The 14,256-nt window shown below is 66.5% G+C and carries 15 protein-coding genes and 1 pseudogene; 2 read left to right on the plus strand and 14 right to left on the minus strand.

The features are described 5' to 3' along the window. Window positions 1–293 precede the first annotated feature (293 nt). Window positions 294–500 (minus strand): cold-shock protein, encoded by a 207-nt coding sequence (locus AC4GY7_RS09570; protein ID WP_491113262.1) that lies wholly within the window; start codon window positions 498–500, stop codon window positions 294–296. A gap of 215 nt (window positions 501–715) precedes the next feature. Between AC4GY7_RS09570 and AC4GY7_RS09575 the strand changes: the two genes are divergently transcribed. Then, window positions 716–1,570 carry a transglutaminase family protein gene (locus AC4GY7_RS09575; protein ID WP_491113263.1) on the plus strand — a complete coding sequence of 285 codons (855 nt, stop codon included), beginning with the start codon at window positions 716–718 and terminating at the stop codon, window positions 1,568–1,570. A gap of 169 nt (window positions 1,571–1,739) precedes the next feature. Here the strand turns inward: AC4GY7_RS09575 and AC4GY7_RS09580 are convergent, their stop codons facing one another. The 5 genes from AC4GY7_RS09580 to AC4GY7_RS09600 all read right to left on the minus strand — a co-directional run bounded on the left by AC4GY7_RS09580 (window position 1,740) and on the right by AC4GY7_RS09600 (window position 4,286). Next, window positions 1,740–2,066: a hypothetical protein gene (locus AC4GY7_RS09580; RefSeq protein WP_491113265.1), complete on the minus strand. Its 327-nt coding sequence runs from the start codon at window positions 2,064–2,066 to the stop codon at window positions 1,740–1,742. After that, complete coding sequence (locus tag AC4GY7_RS09585) at window positions 2,066–2,329, minus strand: hypothetical protein (protein WP_491113267.1); 264 nt, start codon at window positions 2,327–2,329, stop codon at window positions 2,066–2,068. The genes AC4GY7_RS09580 and AC4GY7_RS09585 overlap by 1 nt, the downstream gene beginning before the upstream one ends. After that, window positions 2,326–2,499, minus strand: coding sequence for a hypothetical protein (locus AC4GY7_RS09590; RefSeq protein WP_491113269.1), 174 nt, complete (start codon window positions 2,497–2,499; stop codon window positions 2,326–2,328). The genes AC4GY7_RS09585 and AC4GY7_RS09590 overlap by 4 nt, the downstream gene beginning before the upstream one ends. A 204-nt stretch (window positions 2,500–2,703) precedes the next feature. Beyond that, window positions 2,704–3,990: a cation:proton antiporter gene (locus AC4GY7_RS09595; RefSeq protein WP_491113742.1), complete on the minus strand. Its 1,287-nt coding sequence runs from the start codon at window positions 3,988–3,990 to the stop codon at window positions 2,704–2,706. A gap of 86 nt (window positions 3,991–4,076) precedes the next feature. Beyond that, entirely contained in the window at window positions 4,077–4,286 is a 210-nt protein-coding gene (locus AC4GY7_RS09600) for a hypothetical protein (RefSeq protein WP_491113271.1), read from the minus strand. A 481-nt stretch (window positions 4,287–4,767) separates the two neighbouring features. Here AC4GY7_RS09600 and AC4GY7_RS09605 point away from each other — a divergent pair. Beyond that, a pseudogene (locus AC4GY7_RS09605) lies at window positions 4,768–5,483 on the plus strand (IS6 family transposase). Between the two features lie 83 nt (window positions 5,484–5,566). On the opposite strand, the gene AC4GY7_RS09610 reads toward AC4GY7_RS09605, so the two are convergent. From AC4GY7_RS09610 to AC4GY7_RS09645, 8 genes are all read right to left on the minus strand, one after another. Further along, entirely contained in the window at window positions 5,567–6,613 is a 1,047-nt protein-coding gene (locus AC4GY7_RS09610; protein WP_491113272.1) for a c-type cytochrome, read from the minus strand. Next, window positions 6,610–7,188 (minus strand): cytochrome c oxidase assembly protein, encoded by a 579-nt coding sequence (locus AC4GY7_RS09615; RefSeq protein WP_491113274.1) that lies wholly within the window; start codon window positions 7,186–7,188, stop codon window positions 6,610–6,612. Before AC4GY7_RS09615 ends, AC4GY7_RS09610 begins: the two co-directional genes overlap by 4 nt. Then, window positions 7,185–7,562 carry a hypothetical protein gene (locus tag AC4GY7_RS09620; protein WP_491113276.1) on the minus strand — a complete coding sequence of 126 codons (378 nt, stop codon included), beginning with the start codon at window positions 7,560–7,562 and terminating at the stop codon, window positions 7,185–7,187. The genes AC4GY7_RS09615 and AC4GY7_RS09620 overlap by 4 nt, the downstream gene beginning before the upstream one ends. Then, entirely contained in the window at window positions 7,559–10,069 is a 2,511-nt protein-coding gene (ctaD, locus tag AC4GY7_RS09625; protein ID WP_491113278.1) for a cytochrome c oxidase subunit I, read from the minus strand. Before ctaD ends, AC4GY7_RS09620 begins: the two co-directional genes overlap by 4 nt. Then, window positions 10,066–11,061, minus strand: coding sequence for a cytochrome c oxidase subunit II (coxB, locus tag AC4GY7_RS09630; protein WP_491113280.1), 996 nt, complete (start codon window positions 11,059–11,061; stop codon window positions 10,066–10,068). The genes ctaD and coxB overlap by 4 nt, the downstream gene beginning before the upstream one ends. A 216-nt stretch (window positions 11,062–11,277) precedes the next feature. Beyond that, the gene (locus AC4GY7_RS09635) at window positions 11,278–12,030 is read right to left on the minus strand and encodes a phosphoadenylyl-sulfate reductase (RefSeq protein ID WP_491113282.1); all 753 of its coding nucleotides are present in this window, start codon (window positions 12,028–12,030) and stop codon (window positions 11,278–11,280) included. Continuing rightward, the gene (locus AC4GY7_RS09640) at window positions 12,023–12,451 is read right to left on the minus strand and encodes a DUF934 domain-containing protein (protein WP_491113284.1); all 429 of its coding nucleotides are present in this window, start codon (window positions 12,449–12,451) and stop codon (window positions 12,023–12,025) included. The genes AC4GY7_RS09635 and AC4GY7_RS09640 overlap by 8 nt, the downstream gene beginning before the upstream one ends. Beyond that, window positions 12,444–14,087, minus strand: a complete 1,644-nt coding sequence (locus AC4GY7_RS09645; RefSeq protein ID WP_491113286.1) for a nitrite/sulfite reductase — start codon at window positions 14,085–14,087, stop codon at window positions 12,444–12,446. Before AC4GY7_RS09645 ends, AC4GY7_RS09640 begins: the two co-directional genes overlap by 8 nt. Window positions 14,088–14,256: the final 169 nt, after the last annotated feature.

Below are 14,256 nucleotides of genomic sequence, written 5' to 3' on the forward strand. Positions count from 1 at the left end.
TCGCGACGAACGGGTGTGGCAAGTCCGCGGTCCGGGTTCTCGCTCGGGTCGCCCAGCAGCTTGTCCGCCGCGGCCTCAGTGCGCGTCGCGTCGACTCGTTCACTACGAACGGCGAGTGCATCCCAGGCCTGCGCTGCGCGTTCGCATCGCTCGCGCACGTTCTGGAGGGATGATTCCTCGGCGGTCAGCCGCTGACGAGCGGCCTCGTCTCGATAAAGTGGTAAGGACATGATGCTCCTGCGCAGAAGGACGGTTTGGCGAAGGCCTTGGGGGCCTCCGCCGATCGGCCTTGCTCAGGCAGCCTGGAGATTTACCGCCGAGGACTTGCCGCGACGATCCGTCTCCAGCTCGTAGGAAACCCGGTCGTCCTTGTTGAGCGTGCGCATGCCGGCGCGCTCGACGGCGGTAATGTGGACGAAGGCGTCGGTGCTTCCGTCCTCGGGCGCGATGAAGCCATAGCCCTTGTCGGTGTTGAAGAATTTTACGGTGCCGGTGATCATATGGGTATCCTTTGTCCCATGCGTGGTCGGGCATACGCCCACAGCGGCGCATCCCGGCTTCGTGAGGCTAGAAAGGGACAAGGGGAGCCTGAGCGGCCCGATATCCGTCGCAGGCGACGTTGAGCCCGACCGATATAGGTACTCAACGCGGGAAAGATAGGGCTAGTAGCAAACTTGGCGCTGCCCGGGACTCGAGTTGATGCGTTGACGCTCGCATGAGGCTCCGCATCCGCCACACGACCACCTATCGCTATCGGCGACCTGTGCAGCTCGGTGAGCACCGATTGCTGCTTGTGCCGCGCGGCGACCATGACCTGCGGGTTCTCGCGAGCGCGCTCGACTGCCAGCCGGCGGCCGATCTGGAATGGACGCAGGATGTTTTCGGTAACATCGTCGTCACCGCCCGGTTTGCCGAGTCCGCCTCGGAGTTGGTCATCGCGGCGGATATGCTGGTCGAGCAATCGGCGCCGGAATGGCCTGTGTTCCGGATCGCGCCAGCCGCGCACGCCTATCCGTTTCGCTACTCGGACGATGAGGCGGCTGACTTAGGCGCCTTGCTACGTCCGATCCAAGCCCACGAAAACAGCGTCGCAGCACGCTGGGCCGAAGGCTTCATCCTTGGCCCGCCGACCGACACGCTCTCGCTGCTGAAGGATATCAACGCCGGCATCACCGCGACGGTGGCGTACCGCACGCGCGACGAGGAAGGCACGCAGGCTCCGCTCGAGACGCTCACCCTGGGCAGCGGCTCCTGCCGAGACATTGCCGCGCTGTTCATCGACGCGGTCCGACACCTCGGCTTCGGCGCGCGGGCTGTGTCCGGCTACCTCTTCGATCCCGACGTAGGCAGCGACGATGGTGGATCTACGCACGCCTGGGCAGAGGTCTATCTGCCCTGCGCAGGATGGATCGCATTCGATCCGACACACCAGCGGGTCGGCTCTGCCAGCCTGATCCCGGTCGCTGTGGGGCGCTGCAACGGACAGACCATGCCAGTTACCGGCGGCTACGTCGGCGATTCGAACGACTTCGTAGAGATGGAGGTACTGGTGTCGGTCAAATCGAGTTGACGCAGCCGACCGTTGAACAGCATGCCAGCGCTATGCCACTTGGTCTAGCCGAATAGCAGGCGATTGATCCATCTCCGCGCTGGGGGGGAGATGGCAGCGGCGCCGTAAGCGACCAGCGCCATGGCGAGCGGTAGGAGCCACAGCCCTGCTGCTATCGCGACAAAGCTGCTCATGACGGATCCGCCTTGGAGCCTATGGTCGGCGAGCTGTCGCTCGCGTCGTCCAAGAAGTCGCATCGTGCCTCATCCCGGGCGATCGCAGCTGCCAGATCTAAGGGCTGCACCATTCGGGTGGTGGTGCCACCTTGGTCCTCCACGATGAAATCGATGCTCGTCGCGACATACACCGGTGCGAACGCGCCGCAGAACATGTCCCCATGCGTGTCGATCCTGTACGTGCCAGGGGGCAGTTCCCTTGGGTCCCTGCCTAACTGAAAGGCATGGGCGAAGGCAACTGAGGCGGAGATGATGCGCGTTCCGGCGAGCTCCAGCCCCACTATCGTGCCCAGGTTCTCAGCGGTGCCCTTTGGACGGCACAGCTGAGCACCCGCTTGCCGAACGCCTTGCGCATCGTCTCCGCCGCAGCCCCGCTCATCAGGACGACCCGCGTTCCGCCGGATAGCAGCGTCTCTATGGCGCTGATTTCAACACCGTGCTTGGCGCAGCATGCGCGGACGTCCTTCTCGTCCATGCCCAAGTTAATCGCGCGCGACGTCGTCAGTTGACCAGTCGCGCTGCTCGTCGCGTTGCGCCAGCTCATGCGATTGGTGCCGAGTTGGCAGTGACGCACGTATTGTGCTCGCCCCTGTGAATGCGTGCGGCATAGCCTTGAGCAAGGATGAGATGCGCGTCACGCGCTTCAGGGCCATTGGCAATTTCAGCCGCGAACAGCGAAAGCTGATGGCGGCTAAGAATGTAGTTCAGGTCCACGAGGGATCTCCCGTTCGTAAGCGGGAGCGCGGTGGTCTCTCAGCCGGCAGCGCCTACTATGGGGATGCTGCCGATGGCACTACCTATCACGCCTGCCGGGGAATAGCGACGGCCAAATGGACGAGGCGCCGATCGCTCCCTTTACTGAACGCCAGACCAAGCAGCGCACGTCCAGAACAAGATCATCAATCGCCATTGCGATCGCTAGTCAACCACAGTGCTCGGATTATCTCGATCAGGATCTCGTCCTTGTTGGCGGTCGAGCTTCCGCATGATGGGCGTGACCGTCAGCCCGTGCAGCACGATCGAGAACAGCACGACCAACCCGATCAGTCCCCATAGCCGATCCGCGCCATCGGCATCGACGTGGTTGAGGCCGTAGGCGAGATAGTAGATCGACCCGACGCCACGTATGCCGAAGAATGCGAGCGTCAGCTTCTCAGACCTGTCGGCCTTGTGACCAATCAGGCCGATCAACCCTGCCACGGGGCGGACGACGAGCAAAATGAGGATTGCCACGGCAATCTCGATCCAGCCAACAGACGCCATTAGGCCGCTTACCAACGCGCCGCCGAACAGAATGAGCAGCACCATCATGGCCAGCCGCTCGATCTGCTCGGTGACGTCGTGCATGTCGTGGTGAAAGTCGTGCTGCCGATGGGTCGCGCGGAAGGTCAGCGCGGTGACGAACACCGCCATGAAGCCGTAGCTGTGGATGATCTCGGTGAAGCCGTAGGACACGCAGGTCGCCGCGAGGGCGATCAGCCCGTCTCCGGTCTTTGCCAGCTTGCTTTCCGCCGAGACGTGGAAGGTCAGCCAGCCGAACAGCCGACCAACCAACCACCCGCCGCCGATCCCGGCGCTGACCTCCCACAGGACGCGGTAGCTCAGCCACCCGACAAACCACGGCTCTCCGGTGCCCGCCGCCACGGCCAGCGCGATCGCCAGATGCACGAAGGGGAAGGCGAGGCCATCGTTCAATCCCGCCTCCGAGGTCAGGCCGAAGCGAACCTCGTCCTCGTCGTCGCTTTCGGGCGGACCGACCTGGATGTCGGACGCGAGAACCGGGTCTGTAGGGGCAAGGCTGGCGCCCATCAGCAGCGCCACCGCCCAGGGCAGACCCATGATCCAGGCGGTGAGGAACGTTATCGCGACGATGCTGAGCGGCATGGTCACGGCGAGCAGCCGCCACGTCACCATCCAGTCCCGCCACCGGAACACCCGATCGATCTTCAGGCCGGCACCCATCAACGCGATGATGACCACGAACTCGGTGACGCGCTCGGCGATCTCCGGATAGAGAACCGGCAGCGGCTTGAGCGTCATCGGCGGCAGCGAGAACAAGGCCGCTCCCAGCGCGATGCAGACGATCGGCAGCGACAGCGGCAGCTTGCGCAAGACCAGTGGAAGCCACACGACTAGTGCGGTCAGCAGACCGAAGCCGGTCAGAGCCAGGATGTACGGATCCGGTAGCAGAGCGGCAGCTGTCATCACGCCCCAACGGATTGCCCATCCGATTGGGCACGGCGGGATGTTACTTGCGCCGGAGGCTCAGGCGAGCGCAACCGAGACCATCGCTAGCGCTGGTGAACGATGCTCGCGGACCGGAGCGTGCAGCCGCGAATGATCGCGATCAGCTCGATATTGATCGTGGCGCCGTGCAGATCGGCGTGAATGGTCGCATAGCCCTCTCGTCGAAGCCGCTGGCGAAGGGCGTTCACCGATCCGTACTCACCCGATCGCGCCAACTCATATGCCCGCTCGGTCAGTGTGACAGGTTCGACCATTCCTCCGCCTACGCTCACTTCGACGGAGTACCTAGCGATCTCTAGAGGCGTGCCCTTGGCACCCAGGCCCATTCGCGGCTCTCGATCGAATCAACGTCAAGCGCTCGACCTCAAGTGGTTCGCCCTCCGCCTCATTATCTGCACAATACGAACTGCCGCTGATGTCGCTCGGTCGTTGAGTCCCGGCCTGGAAACTCACAACCTAGCCAGCATCTTGAGCAGCCAAGTAGGCACTTGCCAATGATTCCGATGGGAGAATGAGGGTCGCGAGCGTTCCCTCGCGCGGCTCAAGATAAAATCGGCCGCCTTGTCCGCGCGCGAGGGTCGTCGCGATACGCAGTCCCAGGCTGGCGCTACTCTCGGCGTCGAAGCCGGGAAGCAATCCGCGTCCGTCGTCATGGACCGTGATACACAAGCCGCTGCCAGGGCTCTGTCAGCCCAAGTGCACCGGCTGGTAATTAGGGCAGGGTAGGCGGGCAGCATGCCTCGACCGCGCAAGCCAGCCAGTCCGTTCCGGTACTTCAACTCATCACCTGAGGCGATCCGCCTGGTGGTGCTGATGTACGTCCGCTTCCCGCTGTCGCTGCGGAATGTGGAAGACCTGCTGTTCGAGCGCGGCATCGACATCTGCATGAGACGGTGCGGATGTGGTGGAACAGGTTTGGGCCGGTGTTTGCCGGCGAGGTGCGCCGCAGGCGGGTAAGCCGCATGCGTGGCTTTCGCCACTGGCGCTGGCACCTGGACGAGATGTACGTGAAGCTGAACGGCGAGATGGCCTACCTGTGGCGAGCGGTGGATCATGAAGGTGAGGTGCTGGAAAGCTACGTCACCAGGACGCGGGACAAGGCAGCGGCGCTCACCTTTATGAAGAAGGCGCTGAAGCGCCACGGCTCGCCTGAGGCGATCACGACGGATGGTCTGCGCAGCTATCGTGCCGCGATGAACGAGCTTGGCAATGCTGATCGTCAGGAGGTGGGCCGCTGGGCCAACAACAGGGCGGAGAACTCACACCTGCCGTTCCGACGACGAGAGCGGGCGATGCTCCGCTTCCGACGGATGAAGAGCTTGCAGAAGTTCGCTTCTGTCCACGCCAACGTCCACAACCACTTCAGCCTGGAGCGCCATCTCACCGACCGACAGACCTACAAGGAACGACGCTCAGCGGCACTGGCTGAGTGGCGAGTGCTCGTCAGCTGATCTGTGGCCTTGACCATCCAAGCTTTGGCACCGGAGACGCGTCCGCCTTAAACTGACAGCTCCGCCACTTTCCCCCGACGCCATCACCGCTGCGGCGGATCGCCGGCCAGGTAGCGGGCGACGCGATCGATCATGTCGTGCGGGATGCGCCGGGCGATCACCGGCATGGTCGCGTGGCTCTTGCGGGCATCCACCACATTCTTGTCGCCGCGCCAGTCGCGCAGGCGCTGCGCGATATAGGTGGCGCGCTGCCCGGCGAGGACCGGATAGGGCTTGCCCGGTGCGTGGCAGCTGGCGCAGGCGGGAAGCTGGACGGCGGGCAGGCCGCTGGTGACGATCCGTGCCGCCTCGGCGTCCGTGGCGGCGCCAGCGGCCGGACGCGTGCCGAGGCCCGGCATGGCGGCGAATCGGCGTGCGTCCGCCGCCATGTCCTGCGGCTGCATGCGCATCGCGACCTGCTGCATCACCGCACTGGAGCGGCGGCCGCTGGCATAGCCCTGCAACGCGGCGAGCAGATAGGCGGGGTCCTGCCCGCCGAGCACGGGCACGTCGGGGGCGCCGCGCCCCTTGCCGTCGACGCCGTGGCAGCCGGTGCAGGCGGCAAGGTCCGATGCCGGATCGGGTTCGCCGACCAGCGCCTGGTATTGCGCCGGCGTCATGCCGGGCAGGCGGCGGACGAGGGCGACCATGCGGCGCACCTCGTCGGGGCGGTCCTGCACGGCCCAAGCGGGCATGCCGGTGTATTTGACGCCGTGCTGGACGATCCAGAACAGCTGCTTGTCGCTCCATTCCTTCGCATTCCTGGCGAGGTCGGGCGCGGGCGGGGTGGCGGCCTGCATCACCGGCGCAGGCTTCACGCCGGGCGCGCCGTGACAGACCGAGCAGGCATTGGCGAAATGGCCGGCGGCGCTGACGAGGCCGGTCGCATCGGCGGGATCGTCGGGCGACGTGAAGGCGGCATGGGTGCGGACCGAACTCCGCATCGCCCAGTGGAGGAACCAGTCGGTGATCTTCCAATGGCCGCTCGATGCGGCGAGGTTCATCACCCCCGACCAGGCGAAGAGCATACCCGCCACGCCAAGCACGACGGCGGCCGCGAGCGCCCGAAACCAGGTGATACGGATCGTCATGCGGCGGCCTCTTGCGGGGAGCGGAGCAGGCGGGCGAGCAGCGCCAGTCCGCCGGCCAGATAGGCGATGCCGCCGACGAGCAGCATGACGACGCCGGCGAGTTGCTGGTCAACGAGGGCATGCGGACCATGGTGCATGTAGAGCGGGCGCGGGGCGAGGCCGATCAGCGCGCCGAGCAGGGTCATGTGCATCGAGGTGACGAGCAGCGCGACGACGCCCGCGGCACGATGCTGCGGCGCCAGCACCGCAGACCAGAGCAGCAGGCCGGCGGCGAGAAAGCTTGCCTGCTCGGCGACCAGCCATGCCGGATGGTGCGCAGCAGCCATGCGGAGGGCGGGGACGTGCCAGCCCCAGACCACCACCGCCTCGATCAGCGCCGCCGGCAGGGGCGTGGCGAGCCGCGGCCAGCGCAGGGCCGGATCATGGCGGCTGCCCTGCACCGCCAGCGCGAGCAACGGCGCCGCAATCGCCACGGCGATCATGTGAGCCACCATATGGCCCGTCATCCCCCAGCCGCTGAGGCTCCAGCCGACGCCGAGCAGCAGGGCGGCCGCGAGGAGCAGGCCGCGCGTCACCGGCAATCGCTCAGCACGAGGACGGGAAGGGCGGTGAAGACCACCGCGATGAAGCTCAATGCCGACAGCAGCAGCGTCGAATAGGCGAGGAAGCGGAGGCGGTCGATCTCGGTGCCGGCATCGTGCGGCGCGGGATCGCCGGGGGTGCGCGCCTGTTGCCACGCGATCACGCCGGCGCCGACGATCACCACCAGCGCGATCACCGTGCCGACCGCGAAGGCGGTGGGGAAGCGCGCCCAGGCGCCGATCTTCGCGCAGGACACCGCGGCCCAGAGATAGGAGAAGAGGAAATGCACCGCCCAGGTCGTCGGCGGCACGATCAGCGTCCACAAGGTGACGCGCAGGCGGCGGGCGCGGTGCAGCCAGCGCCTCACAGCCCCGCCTCCGGGAACAAACCGACCGTCAGATAGGCGACGAGCGCGGTGAGCGCGAAGAAGTGGCAATAGCAGGTGATGTTGCGCAGGTCGGCATCGTGGCTGGGAGTCATCCGCCCGGCCAGGCTGCGGGCGAGCGTATAGGCCTGCATGATCGCGGCGACCGCGGCGTGCACGACCGTCCAGATCACCAGCACCCAGACGATCGCGGGATAGACGTTCGCCTTCGGATCGAGGCCGTCGAGGCAACGCAGGCCGGCGAACAGGCCGGCGATGGCAGTCACGGCGCCGACGACGAGCAGCAGCCGGGCCGCCGCGACGCCGCCACGACGATGGACCTCGCGTGCCGCCAGCGTCGCGGCCCAGCTCGCCAGCGACACGGCCAGCGCGATCATCGGCGCGCTCACCCCCGGTCCGGCGAAGCCGGCGCCGAAATCGGGGTGGATGGTCCAGTAGAAATAATAGCCGAATACGAGGCCGGAAAAGGCGGTTGCGTCCGCCATCATCGTGATGAACATCGCCCACCAGCCGGGTGCCGCCGGCCCGGCGATGTAGAGCGGCATCGTCATGCCGTGGCCGATCGGCTTTTCGGGCTTTTCCGGGATCTCGGCGGTATCCCACAGCCACCACAAGATGCAGGCCACAGTCACCACACCGCAGAGCGCCGCGATCCAGTAGAGATGATAGGTGGTCAGGATGAACACCGCGCCCAGCGCCACCGCGGTCATCATCGGCTTGACGCTCGGCGTGCCGAGGCGGATCACCGATACGGGCCTCGCATCGAGGACGGAGGTGATGATCGTCTCGCGCCGGCCTTCCTCCGCATCGGGCAGGAAGAAGCGGCCTTCATCGACCTTGGCGACGAAGCCGGGCTGGTCCCAGATCGGGTAGCGGCTCTCGACCAACGGCACCGAACGGATGCCCCAGTCCTCGTCGTCGGGGTGGGCCAGCCATTCGAGCGTGCCGGCGTTCCACGGATTGCGCGGCGCCTTGGCCCGGCGGGGCGACAGCGCGAGGTCGACCACCAGCACCAGCACGCCGGTCGCGAACAAATACGATCCCAGCGTCGAGGCAAGGTTGAGCCAGCCGATGTTGAGGTCGGCGGGATAGGTGAAGACGCGGCGCGGCATGCCCTCCAGCCCCGACAGGTGCATGGGGAAGAAGGTGAGGTTGACGCCGGTGAACATGATCCAGAAGGCGATGCGCCCCAGCCGGTCGCTCAGCTTTTTGCCGGTGATGAGCGGCCAGTAGTAATAAAGGCCGCCGAACAGCGGCAGCAGCGTGCCGCCGATCAGCACGTAATGAAGATGGGCGACGATGAAATAGGTGTCGTGCGCCTGCCAGTCGAACGGCGCGATCGCCACCATGACCCCGGTGAGCCCGCCGATGACGAAGATCGCGAGGCTGCCGCTCGCGTAGAGCAGCGGCGTCGACCATTTGACCTTGCCCGCCCACAACGTCGCGATGAAAGCGAAGATCTGCACGCCGGTCGGGATCGCCACCGCTTCGCTCGCGGCGGAGAAGAAGGCGAGGCTGATCTTAGGAAGGCCGGTCGCGAACATGTGGTGGACCCACAGGCCGAAGGACAGAAACGCGGTGCCGACCGCGGCCAGCACGATCCACGGATAGCCGAGCAGGTGACGCTGGGCGAAGGTCGGGATCAGCATCGCGAACAGGGCGATGCTGGGCAGGAAGACGATGTAGACCTCCGGATGGCCGAAGATCCAGAACAGGTGCTGCCAGAGCAAGGGATCGCCGCCCTTCGCCGCATCGAAGAACGGCCAGCCGAGCAGCCGCTCCATCTCGAACAACAGGTCGCCCGCGATCAGCGGCGGAAAGGCGAACAGGATCATCACCGCCACGACCAGGATGTACCAGGCATAGAGCGGCATCAGGTTGAGCCGCATGCCCGGCGGGCGGCATTTGAGCACGCCGACGATCAGCTCCACCGCGGCGGCGACCGACGACACCTCGATGAACGAAAGGCCGAGCATCCAGATGTCGGCGCCGAGGCCGGAAAGGTCGGTGCGCGTGGTGAGCGGCGGGTACATGAACCAGCCGCCGTCGGGCGCGGCGTTGAAGAAGATCGAGCCGCCGACGAACACGCCGCCGAGCAGGAACGACCAATAGCCGAAGGCGGAGAGGCGCGGGAAAGGGAGGTCGCGCGCGCCCAGCAGCTGCGGCAGCAGGATGATCGACACCGCCTCGAACATCGGCACGGCGAACAGGAACATCATCATCGAGCCGTGCAGCGTGAACAGCTGGTTGAACGTGTTGGCCGAGACGAGGTCGTTGTCCGGCACCGCCAGCTGCGTGCGCATCACCAGCGCGAGCACGCCGGCGAACAGCATGAATCCGAACGCCGTCAGCACATACCAGATGCCGACGCGGTTGTTGTTGACGTCCGTCCAGCGGAAGAACCAGCCCGATGGCGGCTTCCACACCGCGCGCAGCCGCTCCTCCTGGGCGGCGCGGAGGGCAGGATCGTCCTGGTCGTGGAGGCTCATAGGTGGCCTTGCAGGTAGCGGGCGATGGCGGTGGCCTCGGGTTCGGACATCTGCGGGAAGGCGGGCATGCGCACGCCGGGCTTGGTGCGTTCGGGATGGCGGATGAAGGCGGCGAGATTGGCGGTGGTCATCGGCAGGATGCCCGCGGCGAGCGTCGCGCGGCTGCCGAGATGGGTGAGGTCGGGACCGATGGTGCCGGCGGCGCCCGTGCCGCGAATCGTGTGGCAGCCGTTGCAGCCGTAGGCGGCGAAGGCGCGGGCGCCGGTGAACACCGGCGAGCCGGGAAACGCCGGGGTCACGACCGGCGGCGGCGGACCCGCCTGTCGCGTCAGCCAGCGGTCGAAGGCGGCGGGCTCCATCGCCACCACGTCCATCGCCATCAGCGCGTGGCTGAGGCCGCAGAATTCGGCGCACTGGCCGCGGTAGCGACCGGGCTTGTCGGCGCGCACCACCAGGGTGTTGGTGCGGCCGGGGATCATGTCCATCTTGCCGCCGAGGCCGGGGATCCAGAAGCTGTGCACCACGTCCGCGGCGGTGAGGCGGAAGGCGACGGTACGGCCGACGGGAATGCGCACCTCGTTGGCGCTTTCGACCGGGGCGCCGCCGGACGGGCGATAGGTGACGCGCCACCAGAATTGCTCGCCCTCGACCGCGATCTGCAGGTCGGCGGGGCCGTAGCTGCGCGGCCGCATATAGGGGAGGGAGTAAGCGAGCAGGCCGAGGAGGACGATGGTCGGGATCACCCCGCCGAGCCACAGCACCAGCCGCATGCCCTTGTCGAGGCCGAGCTCCCCTTCGGGCGCCCGCACCGCGTGGCGCATCAGCAGCGCGACTCCGGCGGCGATGAGCACGGCGCCGATCAGCATGACGATGAACAGATGGCGGATGTCCGCCGCGTCCGCACCGAACGGCGCGAGCGTCGACTGATGCGTGTTACATCCGGCGAGAAGCACGAATGCCCCCGCGATCAAAGCTTTGTACCTTCCCCCCATGACAGCCGACAACGCGTCGGGTCCGTAACGGTTCTAGGCGAATATGTAAGGAAACGTTGCCGAGTGAGCGGGATGACGTTTGCTAATGCCGGTGAGTCTGCGCCTAGCGCGTCCGTCATTGCGGGCGCAGCGAAGCAATCCAGGGCGTCCTGGTCCGGCACTGGATTGCTTCGCCCCGCTCGCAATGACGGCGCGGGGTGACCGACGTATGCCGCCTCAGAACGTCGGATCGTCGCCCGGCAGCGGGCTCACGTGGATGCCGCATTCCACCTTGTCCCAGCCGCGCCAGCGGCCGGCGCGGGGGTCTTCGCCGGGGCGGACCTTGCTGGTGCAGGGCGCGCAGCCGATCGACAGATAGCCCTGCGCCTCCAGCGGGTGGCGCGGCAGGTCGTGCTGGGCGAAATAAGCGTCGAGCTGGTCCTTCGACCAGTCGGCGAGCGGGTTGATCTTCAGCCGCCCCTCGTCCTCCTCGAAGCGGGGGAGGGCGGTGCGGGTGCCGGCCTGAAAGCCCTTGCGGCCCGAGATCCAGGCATCGAAGGGGGCGAGCGCGCGGCGCAGCGGCTCCACCTTGCGCAGGTCGCAGCAGCCGTCCGGGTCGTAGGACCAGCGCATGCCGGTCGCATCCTTTGCGGCAAGCATCCGAGGATCGGGACGGAAGACGCGCAGGTCGGTGAGGGCGAGCCGCTCCGACAGTTCGTCGCGATAGGCGAGGGTCTCGCCGAACATCTTTTGCGTGTTGGTGAAGATGACCGGGATGTCGGGATTGATGCTGGCGACCATGTGGAGCAGCACCGCCGATTCGGCGCCGTAGGACGACACCGACGCGACCCGCCCGGCGAGTTCGCCGGTGAGCAGCGCGCGCAGCATGTCCGGCGCGGCGACCCCGGCGAAGCGGATCTGCATCGCCGCCGCATCCGCCGCGGTGAAGGCGGGGGCGACGTCGATCGTGTCGAGCGCGCGACTAGCCATGCCGCAGCTTCCATACCGGCGCGATTCGATCGGCGGCGGCCTGATAGCGGTAATCGTAGCGGTCGAGGCTGCGTTGCAGCACCTCGGCGTCGATCGGGGCTTCGGGGGCGAAGCTGTCGAAGCCGCAGCGGCGCATCAGCGGCAGCTGGTCGACCAGCACGTCGCCCGCCGCGCGCAATTCGCCGGTATAGCCCGCCTCGCGCAGCACCCGGGCGGCGCTGTAGCCGCGGCCGTCGCGGAAGGTGGGGAAGCTCACCTCGACCAGCGCCAGCTGCCCCAGTTGCGGCAACAGCGCGCGAGCATCCTCCCCCGCCTCCAGCCGCACCGCGGTGGCGTTGCTCTGGCCCAAAAAGGCGTCGAGCGTCACCGCGGGTTCGTCATGCGCCTCGTCGTCGCGGAAGCGCAGCAGCGTATCAGCCATAGATCGCCTCCTTGAACGGTTCGAAGCCGACCCGGCGATAGGTGTCGAGGAAGCGTTCGCCGGGCGTGCGGACGGCGAGATAGCGATCGGTCACCCGCTCGATCGCGTCGACGACGCCGTCCTCGGAAAAGCCGGGGCCGGTGATCTTGGCGAGGCTGACGTCCTCTGCCCCCGATCCGCCGAGCGACAGCTGGTAGTTCTCGGTGCCTTTCTTGTCGACGCCGAGGATGCCGATATGGCCGGCATGGTGGTGGCCGCAGGCGTTGATGCACCCTGAGATCTTGAGCTTCAGTTCGCCAAGGTCGCGCTGCCGCTCGCGGTCGGCGAAGCGGGTGGCGATCTTCTGCGCCAGCGGGATCGAGCGGGCGTTGGCAAGGCTGCAATAATCGAGGCCGGGGCAGGCGATGATATCGGTGATGAGGTCGAGGTTCGGCTCGGCGAGGCCGGCGTCGCGCAGCGCCGTCCAAAGGTCACAAAGGTCGCGCCCGTGCACATGCGGGAGCACGATGTTTTGCGCGTGCGTTACGCGTAACTCGTTGAAAGACAAACGTTCTGCCAGATCGGCCAGCAGGTCGATCTGATCGGCCGAGGCATCGCCGGGAATACCGCCAGCGGGCTTCAGGCTGACGTTGACGATATGGTAGCCGGGTTGCTTGTGCGCAACCACGTTCTGGTCGAGCCAGACGGCGAAGTCGGGATCGCTGCGATCGATCTGGGCCACCGGGCCGGTGTCGAAGGCCGGCTCGGAGAACATGGCGGTGATCCGCTCGAGCTCGGCGCGCGGCGGATCGAGGCCGAGCTGCTTCACCGCCAGGAATTCTTCCTCCACCTGACGGCGATATTCGTCCGCGCCGATCTCGTGCAGCAGGATCTTGATGCGCGCCTTGTAGATGTTGTCGCGGCGGCCGTAGCGATTGTAGACGCGCAAGCACGCTTCCAGATAGCTCATCAGGTCGTCGGCGGACACGAAGTCGCGGATCAGGTGGCTGACCATGGGGGTGCGGCCCATGCCGCCGCCGACGTAGATCGCCGCGCCCAATTCGCCGCCGTGCTCGTTATCGCGCATCGTCAGGCGGATGCCGATGTCGTGCAGCCGCATCGCCGCGCGATCCTCCTCCGCGGCGATCACCGCGATCTTGAACTTGCGCGGCAGATAGCTGAATTCGGGGTGGAAGGTGCTCCACTGGCGGAGCAGCTCGGCCCAGGGGCGCGGATCGGCGACCTCGTCCGCCGCGGCGCCGGCATATTGGTCGGCGCTGATGTTGCGGATGCAATTGCCGCTGGTCTGGATCGCGTGCATCTCGACCGTCGCCAGCTTGGCGAGGATATCGGGCGCGTCGGCGAGCCTGATCCAATTGTATTGCAGGTTCTGGCGCGTGGTGAAGTGGCCGTAGCCGCGGTCGTATTCCCGCGCGATATGCGCCAGCATCCGCATCTGCCGGCTGTCGAGCGTGCCATAGGGCACCGCGACGCGCAGCATATAGGCGTGGAGTTGCAGGTAGAGGCCGTTCATCAGCCGCAGCGGCTTGAACTGGTCCTCGGTCAACTGGCCGGAGAGGCGGCGTTCGACCTGGTCGCGGAATTCGTCGACGCGGGCGTCGACGATCGCCTGGTCGTATTTGTCGTATTTATACATGCTGGGCCTTTTGGCGCGGAGCTTTGGTGTTCGCGTGGGGGCGGGTAGGCGCGGAGAGGATTGGGTTCGCGCCGAGACGCGCGGGCGCGGAGGCGTGTCGTGACACACGCGCTTCCGTCATCCCGGCGAACGCCGGGACCCATGGAGGGGATGTTGTCGCGATTGCAGT

It is taken from the genome of Sphingomonas sp. SP5 (genome assembly GCF_058313455.1).

What these genes read in the sequence shown, in the direction of transcription:
- AC4GY7_RS09640 (WP_491113284.1), bottom strand. Translation starts at nt 12,451, where the DNA reads ATGGCTGATACGCTGCTGCGCTTCCGCGACGACGAGGCGCATGACGAA.
- AC4GY7_RS09635 (WP_491113282.1), bottom strand. Translation starts at nt 12,030, where the DNA reads ATGGCTAGTCGCGCGCTCGACACGATCGACGTCGCCCCCGCCTTCACC.
- AC4GY7_RS09570 (WP_491113262.1), bottom strand. Translation starts at nt 500, where the DNA reads ATGATCACCGGCACCGTAAAATTCTTCAACACCGACAAGGGCTATGGC.
- ctaD (WP_491113278.1), bottom strand. Translation starts at nt 10,069, where the DNA reads ATGAGCCTCCACGACCAGGACGATCCTGCCCTCCGCGCCGCCCAGGAG.
- AC4GY7_RS09595 (WP_491113742.1), bottom strand. Translation starts at nt 3,990, where the DNA reads ATGACAGCTGCCGCTCTGCTACCGGATCCGTACATCCTGGCTCTGACC.
- AC4GY7_RS09600 (WP_491113271.1), bottom strand. Translation starts at nt 4,286, where the DNA reads ATGGTCGAACCTGTCACACTGACCGAGCGGGCATATGAGTTGGCGCGA.
- coxB (WP_491113280.1), bottom strand. Translation starts at nt 11,061, where the DNA reads ATGGGGGGAAGGTACAAAGCTTTGATCGCGGGGGCATTCGTGCTTCTC.
- AC4GY7_RS09610 (WP_491113272.1), bottom strand. Translation starts at nt 6,613, where the DNA reads ATGACGATCCGTATCACCTGGTTTCGGGCGCTCGCGGCCGCCGTCGTG.
- AC4GY7_RS09585 (WP_491113267.1), bottom strand. Translation starts at nt 2,329, where the DNA reads ATGAGCTGGCGCAACGCGACGAGCAGCGCGACTGGTCAACTGACGACG.
- AC4GY7_RS09645 (WP_491113286.1), bottom strand. Translation starts at nt 14,087, where the DNA reads ATGTATAAATACGACAAATACGACCAGGCGATCGTCGACGCCCGCGTC.
- AC4GY7_RS09575 (WP_491113263.1), top strand. Translation starts at nt 716, where the DNA reads ATGAGGCTCCGCATCCGCCACACGACCACCTATCGCTATCGGCGACCT.